12 protein-coding genes are annotated in these 17,013 nt (G+C 71.1%); 7 read left to right on the forward strand and 5 right to left on the reverse strand.

Annotation, left to right across the window (positions count from 1 at the left end; genetic code table 11):
* The first annotated feature begins 9 nt into the window (after window positions 1–9).
* The 4 genes from nirB (at window position 10) to HQ325_RS09795 (ending at window position 5,047) form a co-directional block, all read left to right on the forward strand.
* A complete protein-coding gene (gene nirB, locus HQ325_RS09780) occupies window positions 10–2,523 on the forward strand; it encodes a nitrite reductase large subunit NirB (protein ID WP_222628466.1) in 2,514 nt (837 codons plus the stop codon).
* Between the two features lie 159 nt (window positions 2,524–2,682).
* Entirely contained in the window at window positions 2,683–3,117 is a 435-nt protein-coding gene (gene nirD, locus HQ325_RS09785) for a nitrite reductase small subunit NirD (protein ID WP_222628468.1), read from the forward strand.
* A complete protein-coding gene (locus HQ325_RS09790; protein WP_222629168.1) occupies window positions 3,117–4,322 on the forward strand; it encodes a uroporphyrinogen-III synthase in 1,206 nt (401 codons plus the stop codon). Before nirD ends, HQ325_RS09790 begins: the two co-directional genes overlap by 1 nt.
* Complete coding sequence (locus tag HQ325_RS09795) at window positions 4,319–5,047, forward strand: sirohydrochlorin chelatase (protein ID WP_222628470.1); 729 nt, start codon at window positions 4,319–4,321, stop codon at window positions 5,045–5,047. Before HQ325_RS09790 ends, HQ325_RS09795 begins: the two co-directional genes overlap by 4 nt.
* Here the strand turns inward: HQ325_RS09795 and HQ325_RS09800 are convergent.
* A complete protein-coding gene (locus HQ325_RS09800; RefSeq protein ID WP_222628473.1) occupies window positions 4,989–6,800 on the reverse strand; it encodes an NTP transferase domain-containing protein in 1,812 nt (603 codons plus the stop codon). The two genes, HQ325_RS09795 and HQ325_RS09800, sit on opposite strands and share 59 nt — an antisense overlap.
* 33 nt (window positions 6,801–6,833) lie before the next feature.
* Window positions 6,834–6,968: a hypothetical protein gene (locus HQ325_RS22405; protein ID WP_261777780.1), complete on the reverse strand. Its 135-nt coding sequence runs from the start codon at window positions 6,966–6,968 to the stop codon at window positions 6,834–6,836.
* A gap of 75 nt (window positions 6,969–7,043) precedes the next feature.
* Between HQ325_RS22405 and HQ325_RS09805 the strand changes: the two genes are divergently transcribed.
* The gene (locus HQ325_RS09805; RefSeq protein ID WP_222628476.1) at window positions 7,044–8,525 is read left to right on the forward strand and encodes a PLP-dependent aminotransferase family protein; all 1,482 of its coding nucleotides are present in this window, start codon (window positions 7,044–7,046) and stop codon (window positions 8,523–8,525) included.
* Between the two features lie 7 nt (window positions 8,526–8,532).
* Here HQ325_RS09805 and HQ325_RS09810 read toward each other — a convergent pair whose 3' ends face one another.
* Window positions 8,533–8,835: an MGMT family protein gene (locus HQ325_RS09810; protein WP_222628479.1), complete on the reverse strand. Its 303-nt coding sequence runs from the start codon at window positions 8,833–8,835 to the stop codon at window positions 8,533–8,535.
* Window positions 8,832–9,653, reverse strand: a complete 822-nt coding sequence (locus HQ325_RS09815) for an alpha/beta fold hydrolase (protein ID WP_222628482.1) — start codon at window positions 9,651–9,653, stop codon at window positions 8,832–8,834. Before HQ325_RS09815 ends, HQ325_RS09810 begins: the two co-directional genes overlap by 4 nt.
* Before the next feature lie 112 nt (window positions 9,654–9,765).
* Between HQ325_RS09815 and HQ325_RS09820 the strand changes: the two genes are divergently transcribed.
* On the forward strand, window positions 9,766–13,155 hold the full coding sequence (locus tag HQ325_RS09820; protein WP_261777781.1) for an ATP-dependent DNA helicase: 3,390 nt from the start codon (window positions 9,766–9,768) through the stop codon (window positions 13,153–13,155).
* The gene (locus tag HQ325_RS09825; protein ID WP_222628485.1) at window positions 13,152–16,520 is read left to right on the forward strand and encodes an ATP-dependent DNA helicase; all 3,369 of its coding nucleotides are present in this window, start codon (window positions 13,152–13,154) and stop codon (window positions 16,518–16,520) included. The genes HQ325_RS09820 and HQ325_RS09825 overlap by 4 nt, the downstream gene beginning before the upstream one ends.
* On the opposite strand, the gene HQ325_RS09830 is transcribed toward HQ325_RS09825, so the two are convergent.
* Window positions 16,521–16,952, reverse strand: a complete 432-nt coding sequence (locus HQ325_RS09830; protein WP_222628487.1) for a DoxX family protein — start codon at window positions 16,950–16,952, stop codon at window positions 16,521–16,523.
* Window positions 16,953–17,013: the final 61 nt, after the last annotated feature.

Genomic DNA, 17,013 nt, shown 5'->3' on the forward strand with positions numbered 1-17,013 from the left:
GAGATTGTCATGACCGACCAGACCGCTCACCGCACAGCCGTGGTGGTGGGACACGGAATGGTGGGCCACCGGTTCGTCGAGGCGCTGCGCGCACGCGACACGGCCGGCGAGTGGTCCGTCACCGTCCTCAGCGAGGAGGCCCTCCCCGCCTACGACCGCGTCGGGCTCTCGTCCTACGTCGGCGCCTGGGACCACAAGGAACTCGCGTTGGCGGGCAACGACTATGTCGGGGACACCGCGGTGACCCTGCGTACCGGCGTGCGGGCCGAGTCGATCGACCGCGACGCCCGGGTGGTCACCACCTCGGACGGTGCGGTGGTGCCGTACGACGCGCTGGTCATGGCCACGGGGTCCTACCCGTTCGTCCCCCCCATCGCGGGGCACGACCTCGATCGCTGCTTCGTCTATCGCACGATCGACGACCTGGATCGTATCCGCACCTGCGCCGACGCGGCCGGCCCCGGCGCAGTGGGAGTGGTCGTCGGCGGCGGCCTGCTCGGTCTCGAGGCTGCGAACGCCCTGAAGCAGATGGGCATGACGCCGCACGTGGTGGAATTCGCGCCGCGACTGATGCCGCTGCAGGTCGACGAGGGCGGCGGTGCGGTCCTGGCGAAGCTCGTCACCGAGCTCGGTGTCACCGTCCACGCCGGTGTCGGCACCTCGGCCATCGCCGAGAACGATCACGGCATCGACGTCACTCTGGCGGACGGCAGCGTCATCGATGCCGCCCTTCTGGTGTTCTCGGCGGGTGTCCGCCCGCAGGACGCTCTCGCCCGCACCAGCGGCCTCCCGGTCGGCGAGCGTGGTGGCATCCTCACCGACATCGGTTGCCGTACCGAGGATCCCGCGATCTACGCCATCGGCGAGTGTGCGGCCATCGAGGGCCGGTGCTACGGTCTCGTCGCTCCGGGGTACTCCAGCGCGGAGGTCGTCGCCGATCGGCTCGTCGGCGGTACCGCCGAGTTCCCGGGCGCGGACCTCTCGACCAAGCTCAAACTGCTCGGTGTGGACGTCGCCAGTTTCGGAGACGCGATGGGCGCCACCGAGGGCGCACTCGAGGTGGTGCTCAACGATGCCGCGAAGGGCACCTACGCCAAGCTCGTGCTGTCGGACGACGCGAGGACTCTGCTCGGCGGCATCCTCGTGGGGGACGCGTCGGCGTATGCGACGCTGCGCCCGCTGGTCGGCCGCGAACTCCCGGGCGATCCGGCTGCACTGATCTCGCCGAGCGGCGAGAAGCTCGGCGCCGGAGCGCTTCCCGACGATGCCGAGGTGTGCTCGTGCAACGGCGTGGACAAGGGGACCATCTGCTCGGCCATCGCTGCGGGCGCCTGCGACATCGCCTCGGTGAAGTCCTGCACCGACGCCGGCACCACGTGCGGTGGCTGTCTCCCCACGATCAAGCAGTTGCTCGCCGCGTCGGGCGTGGTCATGTCGAAGGCCCTGTGCGAGCACTTCTCCCAGTCGAGGCGAGAACTGTTCGAAATAGTCGCCGGCGCGGGCATCCGCACGTTCTCCGGTCTCGTCGCCGCTCACGGCCGCGGCGCCGGCTGCGACATCTGCAAGCCGGTCGTGGCCTCGATCCTGGCGTCCACGTCCTCGGAGCACATCCTCGACGGTGAGCAGGCTGCCCTGCAGGACACCAACGATCACTTCCTCGCCAACATCCAGAAGAACGGCACCTACTCCGTCGTGCCGCGGATGCCGGGTGGGGAGTGCACTCCCGAACAATTGATCGTCATCGGTGAGGTGGCACGCGACTTCGGTCTGTACACCAAGGTGACGGGTGGTCAGCGCATCGACATGTTCGGCGCGCGCGTGGAGCAGCTACCCGCCATCTGGAAGCGACTGGTCGATGCCGGCATGGAGTCGGGTCAGGCCTACGGGAAGTCGCTGCGCACCGTGAAGAGTTGCGTCGGGTCCACGTGGTGCCGCTACGGCGTGCAGGACTCCGTGGGCATGGCCGTCGACCTGGAGAAGCGCTACCGGGGTCTGCGGTCCCCGCACAAGATCAAGTTCGGTGTGTCCGGCTGCGCCCGCGAATGCGCCGAGGCGCGGGGGAAGGACGTCGGAATCATCGCCACCGAGAGTGGCTGGAATCTGTACGTCGGCGGCAACGGCGGACAGTCGCCCAAGCACGCGCAACTCCTCGCGTCGGGACTGGACGACACCACCCTCGTCCGGTACATCGACCGGTACCTCATGTTCTACGTGCGCACGGCGGACCGTCTGCAGCGCACGGCGCCGTGGGTCGAGAGTCTCGAGGGTGGACTCGACCACCTGCGCGCCGTCGTGTGCGAGGACAGCCTGGGGATCGCCGCGGACCTCGAGGCAGCGATGGCGTCGCACGTCGAGGGCTACAGGGACGAGTGGCGGGGTGTGCTGGAGGACGAGACCAAGCTGGCTCGCTTCGTCTCCTTCGTCAACGCTCCGGAGGAGTCCGACCCCACCGTCTCGTTCGACGAGTCCGGTGCCCGCAAGGTTCCGGTCCTGATGGGGATGCCGTCCGTTCCGGTCGGGTGAGTGGCCGGGAAGGCCGGAGGCCGAGATGTGGCCGGTAAGGCCGGAGGCCGGCCGAGATGTGGCCGGGAAGGCCGGAGGCCGGCCGAGATGTGGCCCGTCATGTCGCTGTAACGGCCGAGTAACACCAGCCCCGTAGAACTGTCCCCAGGGAGGACCACCATGACTGTCATCGACTCAGCACCTCGCCATTCCGCACCTGTGACCAGCGGCGACGCCGGCGAGTGGATCACCGCGCTCGCACTCTCGGCACTCACCCCCGGTCGGGGAGTCGCCGTGTTGCTGCCTTCCGGGGCGCAGGTGGCGTTGTTCCGCACCGGCGACGCGGAGCTGTTCGCCGTGAGCAACATCGACCCCTTCGGACGGGCCGCCGTGATGTCGCGCGGACTGGTCGGGGACCGCGGCGGCGAGCCGACCGTCGCGTCGCCGTTGCTCAAGCAGGTATTCTCGCTGGTGGACGGCCGTTGCCTCGACGACCCGGACACGACCTTGGCGGTACACGAGGTCACCGTGATCGACGGCGTCGTCGCAGTGTCGACCCAGCCCTCGGGCGCATCCGTCCGGCCGAGAAGTGGAACGGAGACGACATCCCCGTGATCGATCAGCCGACCTCGTCCGACGCTCCCCTCGCGGGGTTCACCGTGGGCGTCACCGCGGCTCGACGAGCCGACGAACTGGCCTCGCTGCTGGTGCGGCGCGGAGCGAGCGTGGTGCACGCCCCGGCGATCAGAATCATTCCGCTGTCGGACGACGCGGAGCTCGGTCGTCGTACCCGCGAGATCATCGACACTCCGCCGGCCGTCACCGTAGCCACCACGGGCATCGGTTTCCGTGGCTGGATGGAGGCCGCGGACGGGTGGGGCGACGCCGAGGAGCTCACTCGCGCCCTCGAGGGCACCCGCATCCTCGCCCGTGGGCCGAAGGCCAAGGGAGCCATCCGTGCAGCCGGTCTGCGCGAGGAATGGTCACCGGAGTCCGAGTCGTCGGCCGAGGTGCTGGAACATCTGTTGGCGGAGGGCGTGGACGGCGTCCGCGTCGCGGTGCAGCTGCACGGCGCCACCACCGAGTGGGAGCCGGTTCCGGACTTCTGCGAGGTGCTGCGGCAGGCCGGCGCGACGGTCATCCCGGTGCCGGTCTACCGCTGGGTGCAACCTGACGACTCCGCCCCGATGGACCGCATGATCGAGGCCGTGCTGTGTGGTGACCTCGATGCGGTGACCTTCACCAGTGCCCCCGCCGTGGCCTCGATGTTGATGCGCGCCAAAGAGAACGGTGTGCTGGAACCCATGCTGCAGTCGTTCCGCGATCGGGTGCTCGCCGTGTGCGTCGGGCCCGTGACCTCCGCTCCGCTCGACGTGCTGGGCGTTCCCACGACGGCGCCCGCGCGGGCGCGTGTCGGAGCGCTCGTGCGCCACGTCGCCGACGAACTGCCCCGTCGAGCGGGCATCGTCCGGGCCGGCGGTCACGAGTTGCGCGTCCTCGGCGCGTGCGTCGTCGTCGACGGCACCCCCAAGGCTCTGTCACCCGCGGGCATGGCCTTGCTGAAGACCCTCGCTCGCCGTCCCGGACAGGTGATCTCGCGCGAGGATCTGCTCGCCGCTCTGCCGGGTGGGGGCGGCGACACCCATGCCGTCGAGACGGCCATGGCGCGAGTGCGATCCGCGCTCGGTGCACCCGGAGCGATCCAGACCGTCGTCAAGCGGGGATACCGTCTTGCCGTCGACGACAGCGCGGACGACCTGGTCGACGCCGTGTCGAGTGTTCCGGGCGGCGGCCTCGGCCGGACGGGGGAGTCGTCGTGAGTGATCCTCGCCTGGTCCTCGTCGCGCACGGCACCCGCAACCCCGCCGGCGTCGAGGTGATCGCCGCGCTCGCAGACGCCGTGGCTCCGCACGTCGGCCCGGTGCGGGTCGCCTTCGTCGACGTGCTGGGACCCACTCCGTCGGAGGTCCTGCGCGATGTCGACGGTCCCGTCGTGGTCGTGCCCGCCTTCCTGGCCTCGGGCTACCACGTGCACGCGGACGTACCCCGAGAGATCGCCGAGAGCGGTCACGACGACGTCCACGTCACCCGCGCACTGGGCCCGGATCTCAACCTCGCGCGGGTGTTGCGTGACAGGCTCAAGCAGATCGGATGGACGACAGGCGATCGCATCGTCCTCGCCGCGGCCGGGTCGTCCGACGTGCGGGCCCTCGACGACGTGCACACCGCGGCGGACCAGCTCGCCGCCGTCACGGGATCGGCGGTCACCGTCGCCTACGTCGCCACGGGCAAGCCGCGCGCTGCGGACCTGGTCCCGACGCTGAAGGCCACCGGCGAGAAGGTCTTCGTGGCCTCGTATCTGTTGGCGCCCGGCTTGTTTCACACGAGGTTGCAGTCCGCTGGAGCAGACGGCGTCACCGAACCGCTGGGGCTGCACGGGGGAGTGGTGCAGCTGCTCGTCGATCGCTATCGCGAGGGTGTCGACGTCATCTCTGCGGCAGCGGCACGATCTCGACGGGAGCGCCCGGACTCCGACCGGCAGTGATGACGGCGATGCCGTCGCGGCCCACGAGCGCCGCGAGATGCGCTGTGCGCACCGAGTTCTCGCACCGCCAGGTTCCAGAACCGACGTAGGACGCGGGCAGTGCTCGGGTGACGTCGCCGGCGTTCACCTCGGTGGCCAGAGTGCCGGTGAGCGGTATCGGGACGGACCGTCCGGTCAAGGCCGCGGAGATGGCGGGGCCGAGCAGCATCACCGTGGTGACGGCGGCATACGGGTTGCCGGGGACGCCCAGGACCACACGATGGTCGGGCAGCTCGGAGACGGACGCGGAACCACCGGGGCGACAGGCGAGTCCGTCGACGACACGGTGTGCACCAGCACGTCGGAGTGCGTCGTCCAGTCGATCCGCGGCGCCGCCGCCGGTCGCGCCGATGATGACGACGACGTCCGGCGGTGCGGAGTCCGCACTGCCGTGGATCGCCGCGTCGAAGGCGTCGTCGGTGTCGGCGCAGTGCGCGACGTCGACGAGTGAGAACCCGCACGACCGCAGATACGTCGGCATGACAGGCCCGATGGTGTCGCGGATGCGACCGGCCACCGGCGCGGTGTCGTCGCCGATCTCGTCGCCCGTGAGAACCAGTCGGACGGTCGGGGCGGGGCGCGTCGCCGCTCGGATCACGCCGGCGGAGAGCGCGGCCGACACGACGGCGGGGGAGATCACGGCGCCCGCCGGCGCGAGTTCGCTTCCGCCGTCCCAGTCCTCGGCGATACGGCGGGCGTCGTCGCGCACGGGTGCGCCGGCCGACCGGTGGAGCAGACCGTCGTCGTCGAGAACGACGAACTCGTCGCGGACCACGCTCGCCCCGGCCGGAACCGCTGCGCCGGTGGCGATGCGCACCGCATGGCCGGTGTCGAGCACGACGTCGTCGGTGGCACCGGCGACCACCACGGTGTCGTCGACGTGCCAGGGTCCGTCGCCGCGGACGGCGTAGCCGTCCATCGCGGACGTGACGAAACTCGGAAACGGGCGTGCGGCGACCAGCGGCTCCGCGAGCGTGCCTCCGAGGCTGTGGGCGAGGGACGCGGTACGAGGTGCGATCGCGGTGAGTCTGCTCCCCACGAGGACGCGCGCCACCTCGACGGAGGGGCGTCTCGACGCGGTGCGGACGGCCGCGAGTTCGGTGGGCGTGTCCACGTCGTCGATGCCGGTGAGCGCCACGGTGCCCACGACGTCCGGCAGGGCGTCGCGGATGGACGGGCCGCGCTCGGCGTCCGCCGGACAGCGTGCGAGCGCGGCGGTGACGCCTCGAACGAGGGCATCGCGACGCCAGGCGCCCACGAGGTACTGGGTGCGGCCGGTCGAGTCGGTTCCGAACACTGCTTCGACTGTTGTGTCCCGCAGCAGTTCTCGCACGAGCAGTCGGAGCGCCGGCTCGGTGATGTACGGAAGGTCGGCGGACAGGGTCAGCACGACGTCGTCGTCCTGTGGACGATCACCGTCGTCGACGGTGATCGCCAGCCCGGCCGCCAGCGCACGGACCGGGCCTCCGAACGGAGGGTCCTCGCGGGTGCGGCGGACACGCCTCGGCCAGGGAGGGTTCGGCGTCGTGGTCCCCGAGGTCGCGCTGTCCGGTCCGACGACGACGGTGACGGTGCAGAACGATGTCGCTGCCACCACCCGATCGACGAGGGTGACTCCGTCGACGAGTGCCGTCGGCTTGGTGGTCCCCTGCATCCGTGAGCTGCGTCCGCCGGCGAGTATCAGCGCGTCCGTGCGCGCTGTGCGTCCCGACATGTGACCCACAGTAGTGGAAACGGCGCGGCAGGCTCATCGACCGGTGGTGGACACGGGCCGACTGCGCGGTGGACCCTCGAGCGAGTGACGACCGCCGCCCACGACGGCGACGGCCCCGAACCCGATGCTCAGAGTGGACAGGGCCAGAAGTGTTCCGATGACGATCATGGACACAGTCTCGACCGCGCGGAGGCCCGTCAGAGCAGTCCACTGGACTCGAGTGGACTGTGGCATAGTGTCGGCATGGCCTCCACTCCCGCGCGTCTGCGCGACGGGTTGTCGGCGCGCGCTCTCGCCGCCGCGATCGACATGACCGCCGTCGTTCAGGACAGTCGGTCTCTGTACCTCGGGCTCGCGCAGGAGCTGCACCGTCTCGTCGAGGAAGGCGCGGTGGCCGCCGATGCCCGCCTGCCCGCGGAACGCGTACTCGCATCCGTGCTGGGGGTCAGCCGTGTCACGGTCGCGTCGGCCTATCGCGAACTCCGTGAGCACGGCATCGCGGTGTCGGTGCACGGGGCGGGCACCTTCGTCGTTCCGCGCGGGGACAGTCAGCCGTGGGGCGGCATTCTGCGCGGTACCCAACCGGGCGTGCTCGAGTTCGTCAACGCCGCACCGCCGGCGTCGGCCCTGTTGGGACCCGCTTACGACGCTGCTGCCCGCGCACTGAGCACGACGGGTCTGCACGTCGGCTACGTCCCCACCGGGGTGGGCCGACTGCGCGAGGCGATCGCCCGGTACTACTCCGCCCGCGGACTCCCCACCACCGCCGACCAGATTCTCGTGACCGCGGGCGCCAGCGATGCGTTGCACGCCGTGATCGACACCTTCGTCGAACAGGGCAATCGCGTGCTGACCGAACACCCGACCTACCCGGGTGCCATCGACATGGTGCGAGCCGTGGGCGGCAAGTGCGTCCCGGTGGCCCTCGATCCCGCTGATCCCGACGCATTCGTGGAGAACATGGACAGGGCTGCACGGCAACATGATCCGGTGCTGGCCTACCTGATGCCGGACCACTCCAACCCGTCGGGATCGGTGTTGCCCGAGACGTCCCGGCGTCGGCTCGCGGCCACGCTGCATCGGCACGCCGTGGTGACCGTGGTGGACGAGGCGTCGGCCGACCTCCGTCTCGACGGCGACGCCGACGTGGAACCGTTCGGCGCACCGGTACCGGACCGCGCCTGCATCACGGTCGGATCGTTGAGCAAGACGGTCTGGGGCGGGCTGCGGGTGGGGTGGGTGCGCGCGGACCCGGTGCACCTGGCGCGCGTGGCCACGACCTATTCGAGGCGGCAGCTCTCGGTGTCGATGATGGATCAGTACACGGCCGTGGAACTGTTCGGCGAGTACGACGCGGTGGTGGCGCACCGCGCCGATCAGCTGCGGGCGGGTCGCGACACGGCCATGGCGGCCGTGACGCGGTCGCTGCCGGGCTGGACCTTCCACCGGCCGCGCGGCGGACTGTCGCTGTGGTGCACGCTGCCATCGGGTGTCCGGTCCACGGACCTGGTGGAATCGGCCCGCGGGCGCGGACTGCTGCTCGCGCCCGGGTCACGCTTCGGGACGGGATACGCCTTCGACGAGTGCCAACGCATCCCGTTCTCCCGCAGCCCCGAGGAGATCGAGGACGCGGTCGCCGTCCTCGCGGAACTGGTGGGAGCGGGAGTCGATGCCGGGCCACGCGAGAGTGTTCCGTCGCACGCCGTCCCCGAAGCGATGGTCTGACACTCGATCAGGGTTCGTGGCGGTACCGGACCGACGCCAGAGCGAGGCGGCCGTCGACGGACGACACCCCCTCCTCGGCCAGGGCCGCGAGCTGACGTGTCGCGAGGTGGGGAGCCGGGCGGCCGTCGGCACGGATGACCCGGTGCCACGGCAGATCGGAGGAGTCCGTCCGCATGATCCAGGCGACGATGCGCGGGCTGGGCAGTCCGACGACCCGGGCGATGTCGCCGTACGTGGTGACACAGCCCGCGGGGACTGCGGCCACGACGGCGCGCACGGCCTCGACCTGCTCGTCGGTGATACGGCTCACGACGTCGTCACGCGTCGAATCATCTCGTCGACCAGAGCTGCCGATTCGGGGCCCTTCGCCTGCGGCACCATGTGATCGCAGTCCAGGTCGACGATCCGCACGTCCGGCGACGAGCGGACGAGTGCGTCCCGGAAGTCGGGTGTGAGGTACGGCGGGTCCACCCGAGCGGCGCGCGCGACGGTGACCGGAATGTCACTGGGCGGCAACGCGAACGGGCGTGCGAGCTCGCCCCACGACGCGACGACGGCGGCCGTCGACGTGCGCCATCGCACCCGCCCGCGGTCGGTGTCCACCAGGTGCTCGGCGATCTCCTCGTCGACGAGAGCCGGATCGACGTCGGACCACGCGCCGTGGAGCTTCTCCGAGCGCGCCTCCGCGGCATCGGTGTAGTCGTCGTACAGCACCGTCGACTGCGCCGTCTCCAGCATCGACTGCGGTGGCAGGCCGATGGCGGGATCGAGCAGCACCAGTCCCGCGACGAGCGAGGGGTACGACCGTGCGAGATGGATCGCGAGCGCACCCCCGTAGGAGTGGCCGACCACGACGACGGGCACGGTCGAGTGCGCCCGCAGGATCGCGGCCAGCCGATCGACCTGGCGCTCGATCGACCACGGCGGAGTCCACGGCGCCCTGCCGTGACCCACCAGGTCCGGAGCGACGACGCGGGCCCCGGGCAGGTGCTCGCTCCACCGATGCCAGCGCCTGCCGTGGCCGGTCATGCCGTGGATCGCCAGAACCACTGTTCCGGACGCCGGGCCGTACACGGCGACGTCGTCGGCATCCGTGGCGGTGGCAGGGAAATCGGAGGTCGTCGGCATGGGGTCTCCTGCGCGGTCGAGTGTCGACGCGGTGGCGGAACCGAGTCGGTGTCGGAGAGGGGGCTGTGTCGGAGATGGGGCGGTGTCGGACTTCCATGATGCAATGCGCCTCATGAACGACGACGGCGCGGGCACCATCGGAGACGCAGCTGTCACCCGGGGCGGTATCCGGCTGGTGCGCCGGACGCACCGGGTCGCGCAGGTGCGCACGTGGCCGCAAGAGTGCGCGCCGCTGGTCGCGTCGAGCGAGCCCGGCGACTCCCGTCCGTGGCAGGTTCTGGGCGGTCCGGGCACCGGGAAGACCGCGCTGGTCGCCGACGTGGCGGTGGCGCGGATGACGGCGTCGGGAAGCGATCCGGAGTCGGTCCTGGTGCTCACGCACTCGCGTCAGGCGGCCGTCGACATGCGCGAGCAGATCACCGCCGGGCTGTTGGGCGCGTCCTCCGCACCCAGAGCCACACGCGAGCCCCTCGTACGCACGGTGCACTCGTACGCCTTCGCCGTGCTGCGGTTGCAGGCGTCCGCCTACGGCAATCCGCCGCCGCGACTGCTCACCAACGCGGAGCAGGATTCCGTGATTCGCGAGATGCTCCGTGGTGAGATCGCGGACGGCGCCGCCCGCTGGCCGGAGCGCGTGCGCCCAGCGCTCGGACTGGTGGGCTTCGCGTCCGAGCTCCGTGATCTCGTCCTGCGCGCCGCAGAACGCGGACTCGGTCCGGAGGATCTGATCGCGTGGGGGCGCAAGCACTCTCGGCCCGAGTGGGTCGCCGCGGGCAAGTTCGCCGCACAGTACGAACAGGCGATGTTGCTCCGAGGATCGGTCGGCGTCGAGACTCCGGAGGCCACGTCGCCCGGGCTGGACGCGGCCGAACTCGTGGGTGCAGCGCTCACGGCGTTCGCGACGGATCCGGACCTGCTCGTCTCCGAACGTCGCCGCATCCGGCACGTGCTGGTGGACGATGCCCAGCACCTCGATCCGCAGGCGGCCCAGCTGGTGCGGTTGCTCTCCGCCGGTGCGGCGTCCACCGTCGTCGCCGGTGATCCCGATCAGGCGGTCTTCTCCTTCCGCGGCGCGGACGCGCACTTCCTCACCGATCTGGACGACGGGCACGGTGGGCGTCGTGTCGTGTTGTCCCGCAACCACCGTTCGGACTCCGGTGTCGGCTCGGTGCAGCGGGCGATCACCGCGCACCTGTCCGGTCGGGTCGCACACCGTGTCGGCACGCAGTTCCGCGACGACAGGGCGGAGTACGAACACCCGTCCGCCGAGGAGGAGACCCGCGCGATTCCGCCGGTGCGGGTGGTCGTCGCGTCCTCGACGGCGAAGGAGGCCACCGCCATCGCCGACACGTTCCGACGCGCGCATCTCGCCGACGGGGTGCCCTGGTCGGAGATGGCCGTCGTCGTCCGCTCCGTTCCGCGGTCGCTGCCGTCCCTGCGTCGCGCGCTGCACGCCGCCGGGGTGCCGGTGGTGTCGTCCGCCACGGCCGTGCCCCTGCATCGGCACCGTGGTGCGGCTGCCCTGCTGCTCGCGATGCGTGCGGTCGCCGCTGCCCGGTGCGCACCCGAGCGGTCGGCGGCGGTGTTCTCCGACGACGCTGCGTTGGCGTTGCTCGAAGGTCCCATCGGCGGGGCGGATCCGCTCGCCGTCCGCAGACTGCGGCGTGGGCTACGGCGGGGCGACGTGGCCGAGGGCGGCGAGCGGGACTCGTCCGTGCTGCTGCGCGCCGCGATGATCGGCTCCTCGGTCGACCCGCTCGTCGTACGTCTGTCCGACGTCGAGAAGGCACCGCTTACCCGTGTCCGTGCCGTGGTCACGGCCATCGCGAAGGCGGTGGGCCCGGCCGGCCGTCGCGTCGAGGACGCACTCTGGGCGGGATGGCGGGCCACCAGGCTCGAACGACGGTGGGTGGCGTCGTCCGCGCGGGGTGGGCCCCTCGGCGTGCAGGCCGACCGGGATCTGGACAGCGTCGTCGCGTTGTTCGACGCCGCGGCCGCGTATGTCGACGCACTCCCGCGCGGCACCCTGGAGGGGTTCGTCGAGTACGTCACCGACCAGGAGGTTCCCGTGGGCGACGGGCGGCGTCCCGCGCTCGTTCCCGATGCGGTGCTCATTCTCAGTGCCCATGCCGCGGTCGGGCGCGAGTGGGACGTCGTCGCAGTGGCGGGCGTACAGGAAGGACTGTGGCCCGCGCTGCGCCCGCGCGGGTCGCTGCTCGGGGTCGAGGCCCTGGTCGACCTCGCTGCGGGGATCTCCGACGGCGATCGTGAGTTGGACGATCGGGTCTCGCGTACCGCGCCGTTGCTCGCGGAGGAACGTCGCCTGTTCCTGGTGGCGTGCAGCCGTGCACGGTCGAGCCTGCTCGTCACCGCCGTCGACTCGGTGACCGGTGGCGCGGACACCGTGCGGTCGAGGTTCGTGGACGATCTGCTCGCGTCCGACGCCGTGCGGTACTCGGACGTCGACGAGAGCGATCCCGGTGCCGGCCCCACCGCGCCGCTCGGCCGGGTGCTGGCATTGCCCGCGCTGGTCGCCGAGCTCCGTGCGGTCGTGTGCGACCGTCGTGTCGCGGAGCACGACCCCGACCGCCATGCGCGCGCCGCACGGAATCTGGCGCGGCTGGCGAAGGAAGGGGTGCGCGGCGCTCACCCGGACGAGTGGTACGGGCTGTCCGGAACCAGTACCGAGGTGCCGCTGTGGGATCCGGCGGACGGGCCGGTGTCGTTGTCGCCGTCGACGGTGGAGGTGCTCACCGCGTGCCCGCTGCGGTGGGCGCTCGAACGCAACGGGGGCACCGACGGCGACACCGTGCACGCGGTCACCGGAACGCTGGTGCACACGCTGGTGCAGGCGGTGGCCGGTCGGGTGCCGCCGGACGAGGTGCGCAGAGAGCTGGAGAAAGCTTGGGTGGCAGTCGATCTCGGATCTGCGTGGTTCTCGCGCAAGGAGCTCGCGCGTACCGCCACCATGATCGAGACGTTCCAGGAGTGGATGTCACGCTCACGCGGCGAGCTGACGGAGGCCGGTGTCGAGGTGCCGGTGGACGGGGTGTTGGAACCGCGCACGCCGGACGAGCCCGCCGTCGCGCTGCGCGGACGGATCGATCGGCTCGAACGTGACCCCGACGGACGACCCGTGGTCGTCGACGTCAAGACCGGTAAGAACGCGGCGACGGCCGCGGCGACGGCCGAGCACGCGCAGCTCGCGACGTATCAGGTGGCACTCGCCGCCGGTGCGGTCGAGGGCGAACCGGCCGGCAGTCCCGGCGGCGGGCGGTTGGTCTACGTCGCCAAGCCGCACAACAAGACCGGTGCCACCGAACGAGCGCAGGCAGCACTCACGGGGGAGACCCTCGAGCAGTGGCGCACCGTCGTCGTGGATGCGGCGCGTGCCACGCGGGGCCCGGTGTTCGAGGCACGCGTCAACGACGGTTGTCGGCACTGCCCGATAGCGTCGTCGTGCCCGGCACAGGACAGAGGCAGGCAGGTGACCGAAGGATGAGAGACGTGGCCCGAGTGAGCCCGGCCGAGGTCGCCGTCGCCCTCGGCCAGTTCCCGCCCACCGACGAGCAGTCGGAGATCATCGCGGCTCCACGTGGTCCGTTGCTGGTCGTCGCGGGCGCCGGCGCCGGCAAGACGGAGACCATGGCGGCGCGTGTGGTGTGGATGGTGGCCAACGGTCTGGTCCGGCCGGAGGAGGTGCTGGGCCTGACCTTCACGCGCAAGGCCGCCCAGCAGCTCACCACGCGTATTCGCCAGCGGCTCGCGCGATTGGCCGGGTCCGATCTGCTGCGGCGTCTCGATCCGTCCGGTGAGCTGCGGCGCACCGTCCTGTCGGGCGAGCCCGAGGTGAGCACGTACCACTCGTACGCGGGTCGGCTGCTCCAACGCTACGGCATGGTGCTGCCGCTCGAACCGTCCACGACCCTCGTGTCGGAGACCGAGCTGTGGCAGCTGGCCCACCGTGTGGTGGCCGCGTGGGACGGCGACGTCCCACTGGACCGGGCACCGGCGTCGATCACGGAATCCGTGCTCGCTCTGTCCGGGCAGCTCGCCGAGCATCTGGTCGAACCGGGCGACCTGGGGGAGGCTCACACCGAGCTCGAGAAGCTGATCCACCATCTGCCACCGGGCCCGAAGCAGAAGAGCGGCGGTCCGACCAAGGACCTGCTGGGCATACTGCAGGTGCAGGAACAGCGGCTCGATCTGCTGCCACTGGTGGCGCGGCTCCACGAGGTCATGACCCGTGACGGACTGCTCGACTTCGGGCGGCAGATGTCCCTTGCCGCCCGTGTCGCGGCGGACCACCCGGACGTGGGCCGCGACGAGCGCACGCGGTGCCGGCTGGTGCTGCTCGACGAGTACCAGGACACCGGTCACGCGCAGCGGGTCCTGCTGTCCTCGCTGTTCGGGGGTGGCCGTGACGCCGCTCTGACGGTGACCGCCGTCGGCGACCCGATGCAGTCGATCTACGGCTGGCGCGGTGCGTCCGCCGCCAACCTGCCCCGGTTCGGTGCCGACTTCCCGCGCTCGGCGCGCTACCCGGCCCCGGTGCGTCAGTTGTCGACCAGCTGGCGCAACCCTCCCGAGGCGCTCGCGCTGGCCAACGCCGTGGCTGCCCCGTTGCGCATGCGCGGTGTCGCGGTGGACGAGCTGCGCGCGCGTCCCGGTGCGGTGCCCGGCGATGTCCGGCTCGCGCTGACCACCACGGTGGACGACGAACGTCGGTGGATCGCCGAGGCGATCGCGCAGGAGTACCGCACGGCGCGGGAAGATGGTCGCACTCCGCCCACCGCGGCAGTCCTGGTGCGGCGCAACGCCGATGCGGGGCCCTTGGCCGAGATCCTGCGCGGTGCGGGCCTGCCGGTCGAGGTCGTCGGACTCGGTGGGCTGCTCCGGACGCCCGAGGTCGCCGACCTCGTGGCGATGCTGCGGCTCGTCAGCGACCCGCTCGCCGGCAGTGCCGCCATGCGCGTTCTCACCGGCTCACGCTGGCAACTGGGTGCCGCCGATCTGCGTGCCCTGTGGAGGCGCGCGCGAGAGATCGCAGCGCACACCGGGCGTGGGCGGACGGGCACGGTCACCGACGCCGAGGAGCTGGGGCGCGCGCTCGAGGACGGCATGCCCGGGGAGCGATCGGAACAGTCCGGGCTGGTGGACGCCCTGGCGGATCCTGGTGATCCGTCCCGTTACTCCGAGGCGGGACATCAGCGCATCCTCGCCCTGGGCGGGGAACTGCAGTCACTGCGCCACCGGCTCGGTCAGCCGCTTCCCGATCTCGTCGCCGACGTCGAGCGAGTGCTCGGGATCGACGTGGAGGCGGGGGCGCGTCGCCCGTCGGGTGACGCGGGCGGGCGCGAGCATCTCGACGCGTTCGCCGAGGTGGTCGCGGAGTACGGCGATCAGCAGACGGCGACTCTCACCGGACTGCTGTCGTTCCTGTCCGCCGCCGAGTCGGTGGAGGACGGCCTCGCGCCCGGCGGGGTCGAGGTCGACCCGCACCGGGTGCAGGTGCTCACCGTGCACTCCGCGAAGGGCTTGGAGTGGGAGGTCGTGGCGGTACCGCACGTCTGCGAGACCGTGTTCCCGTCCACCAGGTCGTCCGCGTCCTGGCTGGGCTCGGTGGCCGAGCTACCGCCGTCCCTGCGCGGTGACAGGGCGATTCCGGGTGACGACGCCGGGGGCGTCCCCGTTCTCGATCTCGAGGGCGCGACTCACCGCGGCGACATCGCCGACGCCGTCACCGATCACAAGACAGCGCTCGCGCGTCGCCGGCTCGACGAGGACCGACGGTTGTTCTACGTCGCCCTCACACGCACCGAGCGGGTGTTGCTGGTCTCGGCGCACCACTGGGCTCCCGGAGCCTCGTCGTCGAAGGGTCCCTCGTCCTTTCTCGCAGAGTTGCACGGCCTCGTCGAGAGCTCCTCGGAGAGCGGCGCGGAGATCGGGACCGTGCAGCACTGGGAACCCGCTCCTCCGGACGGAGCCGACAACCCCTACGCGACGGTCGAACTGACGGCACTCTGGCCGGCCGATCCGTTGGGGATCCGCCGGGACGACGTGATCATGGGGTCCGCTTCCGTGCGCGCCGCACTCGTCGAGTCGGCATCGGTGGAGGAATCGGTGCCGGAGAAGTCGGTGTCCGAGAATGCGGACGACGACGATCCCGACGGGTGGGCGCGTGACGTCGAACTGCTTCTCGCCGAACGGGATGCGGTGTCGCGGCCGGGAACCGACGTCGTCGTGCCCGACACGATGTCGGTGAGCCAGGTCGTCCACCTCGTCGCGGATCCGGACGCGCTGGCGTCGACACTCCGTCGACCGGTCCCCTTCGCGCCCAACCCCTTGGCGCGTCGCGGCACCGCGTTCCACGCCTGGGTCGAACGACGATTCGGAGCGACCCGCCTGCTCGACCTGGACGAGCTGCCCGGCGCGGCGGACGGCGCCTCGGCCGCCGACACGGACCTCGAGGAGCTGCAGCGTGCGTTCGACGCGTCACCGTGGGCGTTGCGCAGTCCCGTCGAGGTGGAGGTCCCGTTCGAGACGTCGGTCGGTGGAGTCGTGCTGCGGGGACGGATGGACGCCGTGTTCGCGGACTCCGACGGTGGCTGGACGGTGGTGGACTGGAAGACCGGCGCACAGCCGACTCCCGCCGAGGAACGTGCGGTGGCGATCCAGCTCGCCGCCTACCGTCTCGCCTGGGCCGAGCTGATGTCGGCGACCCGCTCCGAGCCGGTGGCCCTCACCATGGTGCGGGCGGCCTTCCACTACGTTCGATCGGGAGTCACCGTGTCGCCGGAGAATCTTCCGGACGCGGAACGGTTGGCGGAGATCATCTCCACGGCAGGCGCGGACCCGACGACGTGATCAGCGCGCGTCGCGGTACACCTTCCACGACTGCGTGATCAACGGGATCTGCAGCGGAAGTCGAGCCACGACACCCACCTTCATCGCGGTCGACGTCTTCTCGCTCTGCAACCACGACGCGGCCATCTGCAGGTTGGCCGGGAACACGGCGACGAAGAAGGCGGCGGCCGCGGCGCCGGTCAGGCGACGAGTGCGGGGAACGATCAGTCCGGCCGCCAGTGCGAGCTCCGCCACTCCCGACACGTACGTGTACGTCCGCGGTGCTCCGGGGAGCACGTGCGGCACCTGCGAGTCGAACGGCGCCGGCGTGACGAAGTGCAGGACACCGGCTCCGCCCAGAAGAACCGCGAGTCGCTGCGCCGCCGCGTCGGCCGACCGTCGGCGCGACGGGAGTCGGACGGAATCGAGCAGCGGCAGGGTTCGGAGCGTCATGGTCGCAGCCTGCACCATCGTCTGCTCGTTGCCAACAGGACGGTGGGGCACCGGAGTTCTC

The organism is Rhodococcus sp. BP-349 (genome assembly GCF_019835845.1).
Taxonomy (GTDB): Bacteria; Actinomycetota; Actinomycetes; order Mycobacteriales; family Mycobacteriaceae; genus Rhodococcoides.

What these genes read in the sequence shown, in the direction of transcription:
- nirB (WP_222628466.1), top strand. Translation starts at nt 10, where the DNA reads ATGACCGACCAGACCGCTCACCGCACAGCCGTGGTGGTGGGACACGGA.
- nirD (WP_222628468.1), top strand. Translation starts at nt 2,683, where the DNA reads ATGACTGTCATCGACTCAGCACCTCGCCATTCCGCACCTGTGACCAGC.
- HQ325_RS09800 (WP_222628473.1), bottom strand. Translation starts at nt 6,800, where the DNA reads ATGTCGGGACGCACAGCGCGCACGGACGCGCTGATACTCGCCGGCGGA.
- HQ325_RS22405 (WP_261777780.1), bottom strand. Translation starts at nt 6,968, where the DNA reads ATGATCGTCATCGGAACACTTCTGGCCCTGTCCACTCTGAGCATCGGG.
- HQ325_RS09805 (WP_222628476.1), top strand. Translation starts at nt 7,044, where the DNA reads ATGGCCTCCACTCCCGCGCGTCTGCGCGACGGGTTGTCGGCGCGCGCT.
- HQ325_RS09815 (WP_222628482.1), bottom strand. Translation starts at nt 9,653, where the DNA reads ATGCCGACGACCTCCGATTTCCCTGCCACCGCCACGGATGCCGACGAC.
- HQ325_RS09820 (WP_261777781.1), top strand. Translation starts at nt 9,766, where the DNA reads ATGAACGACGACGGCGCGGGCACCATCGGAGACGCAGCTGTCACCCGG.
- HQ325_RS09825 (WP_222628485.1), top strand. Translation starts at nt 13,152, where the DNA reads ATGAGAGACGTGGCCCGAGTGAGCCCGGCCGAGGTCGCCGTCGCCCTC.
- HQ325_RS09830 (WP_222628487.1), bottom strand. Translation starts at nt 16,952, where the DNA reads ATGACGCTCCGAACCCTGCCGCTGCTCGATTCCGTCCGACTCCCGTCG.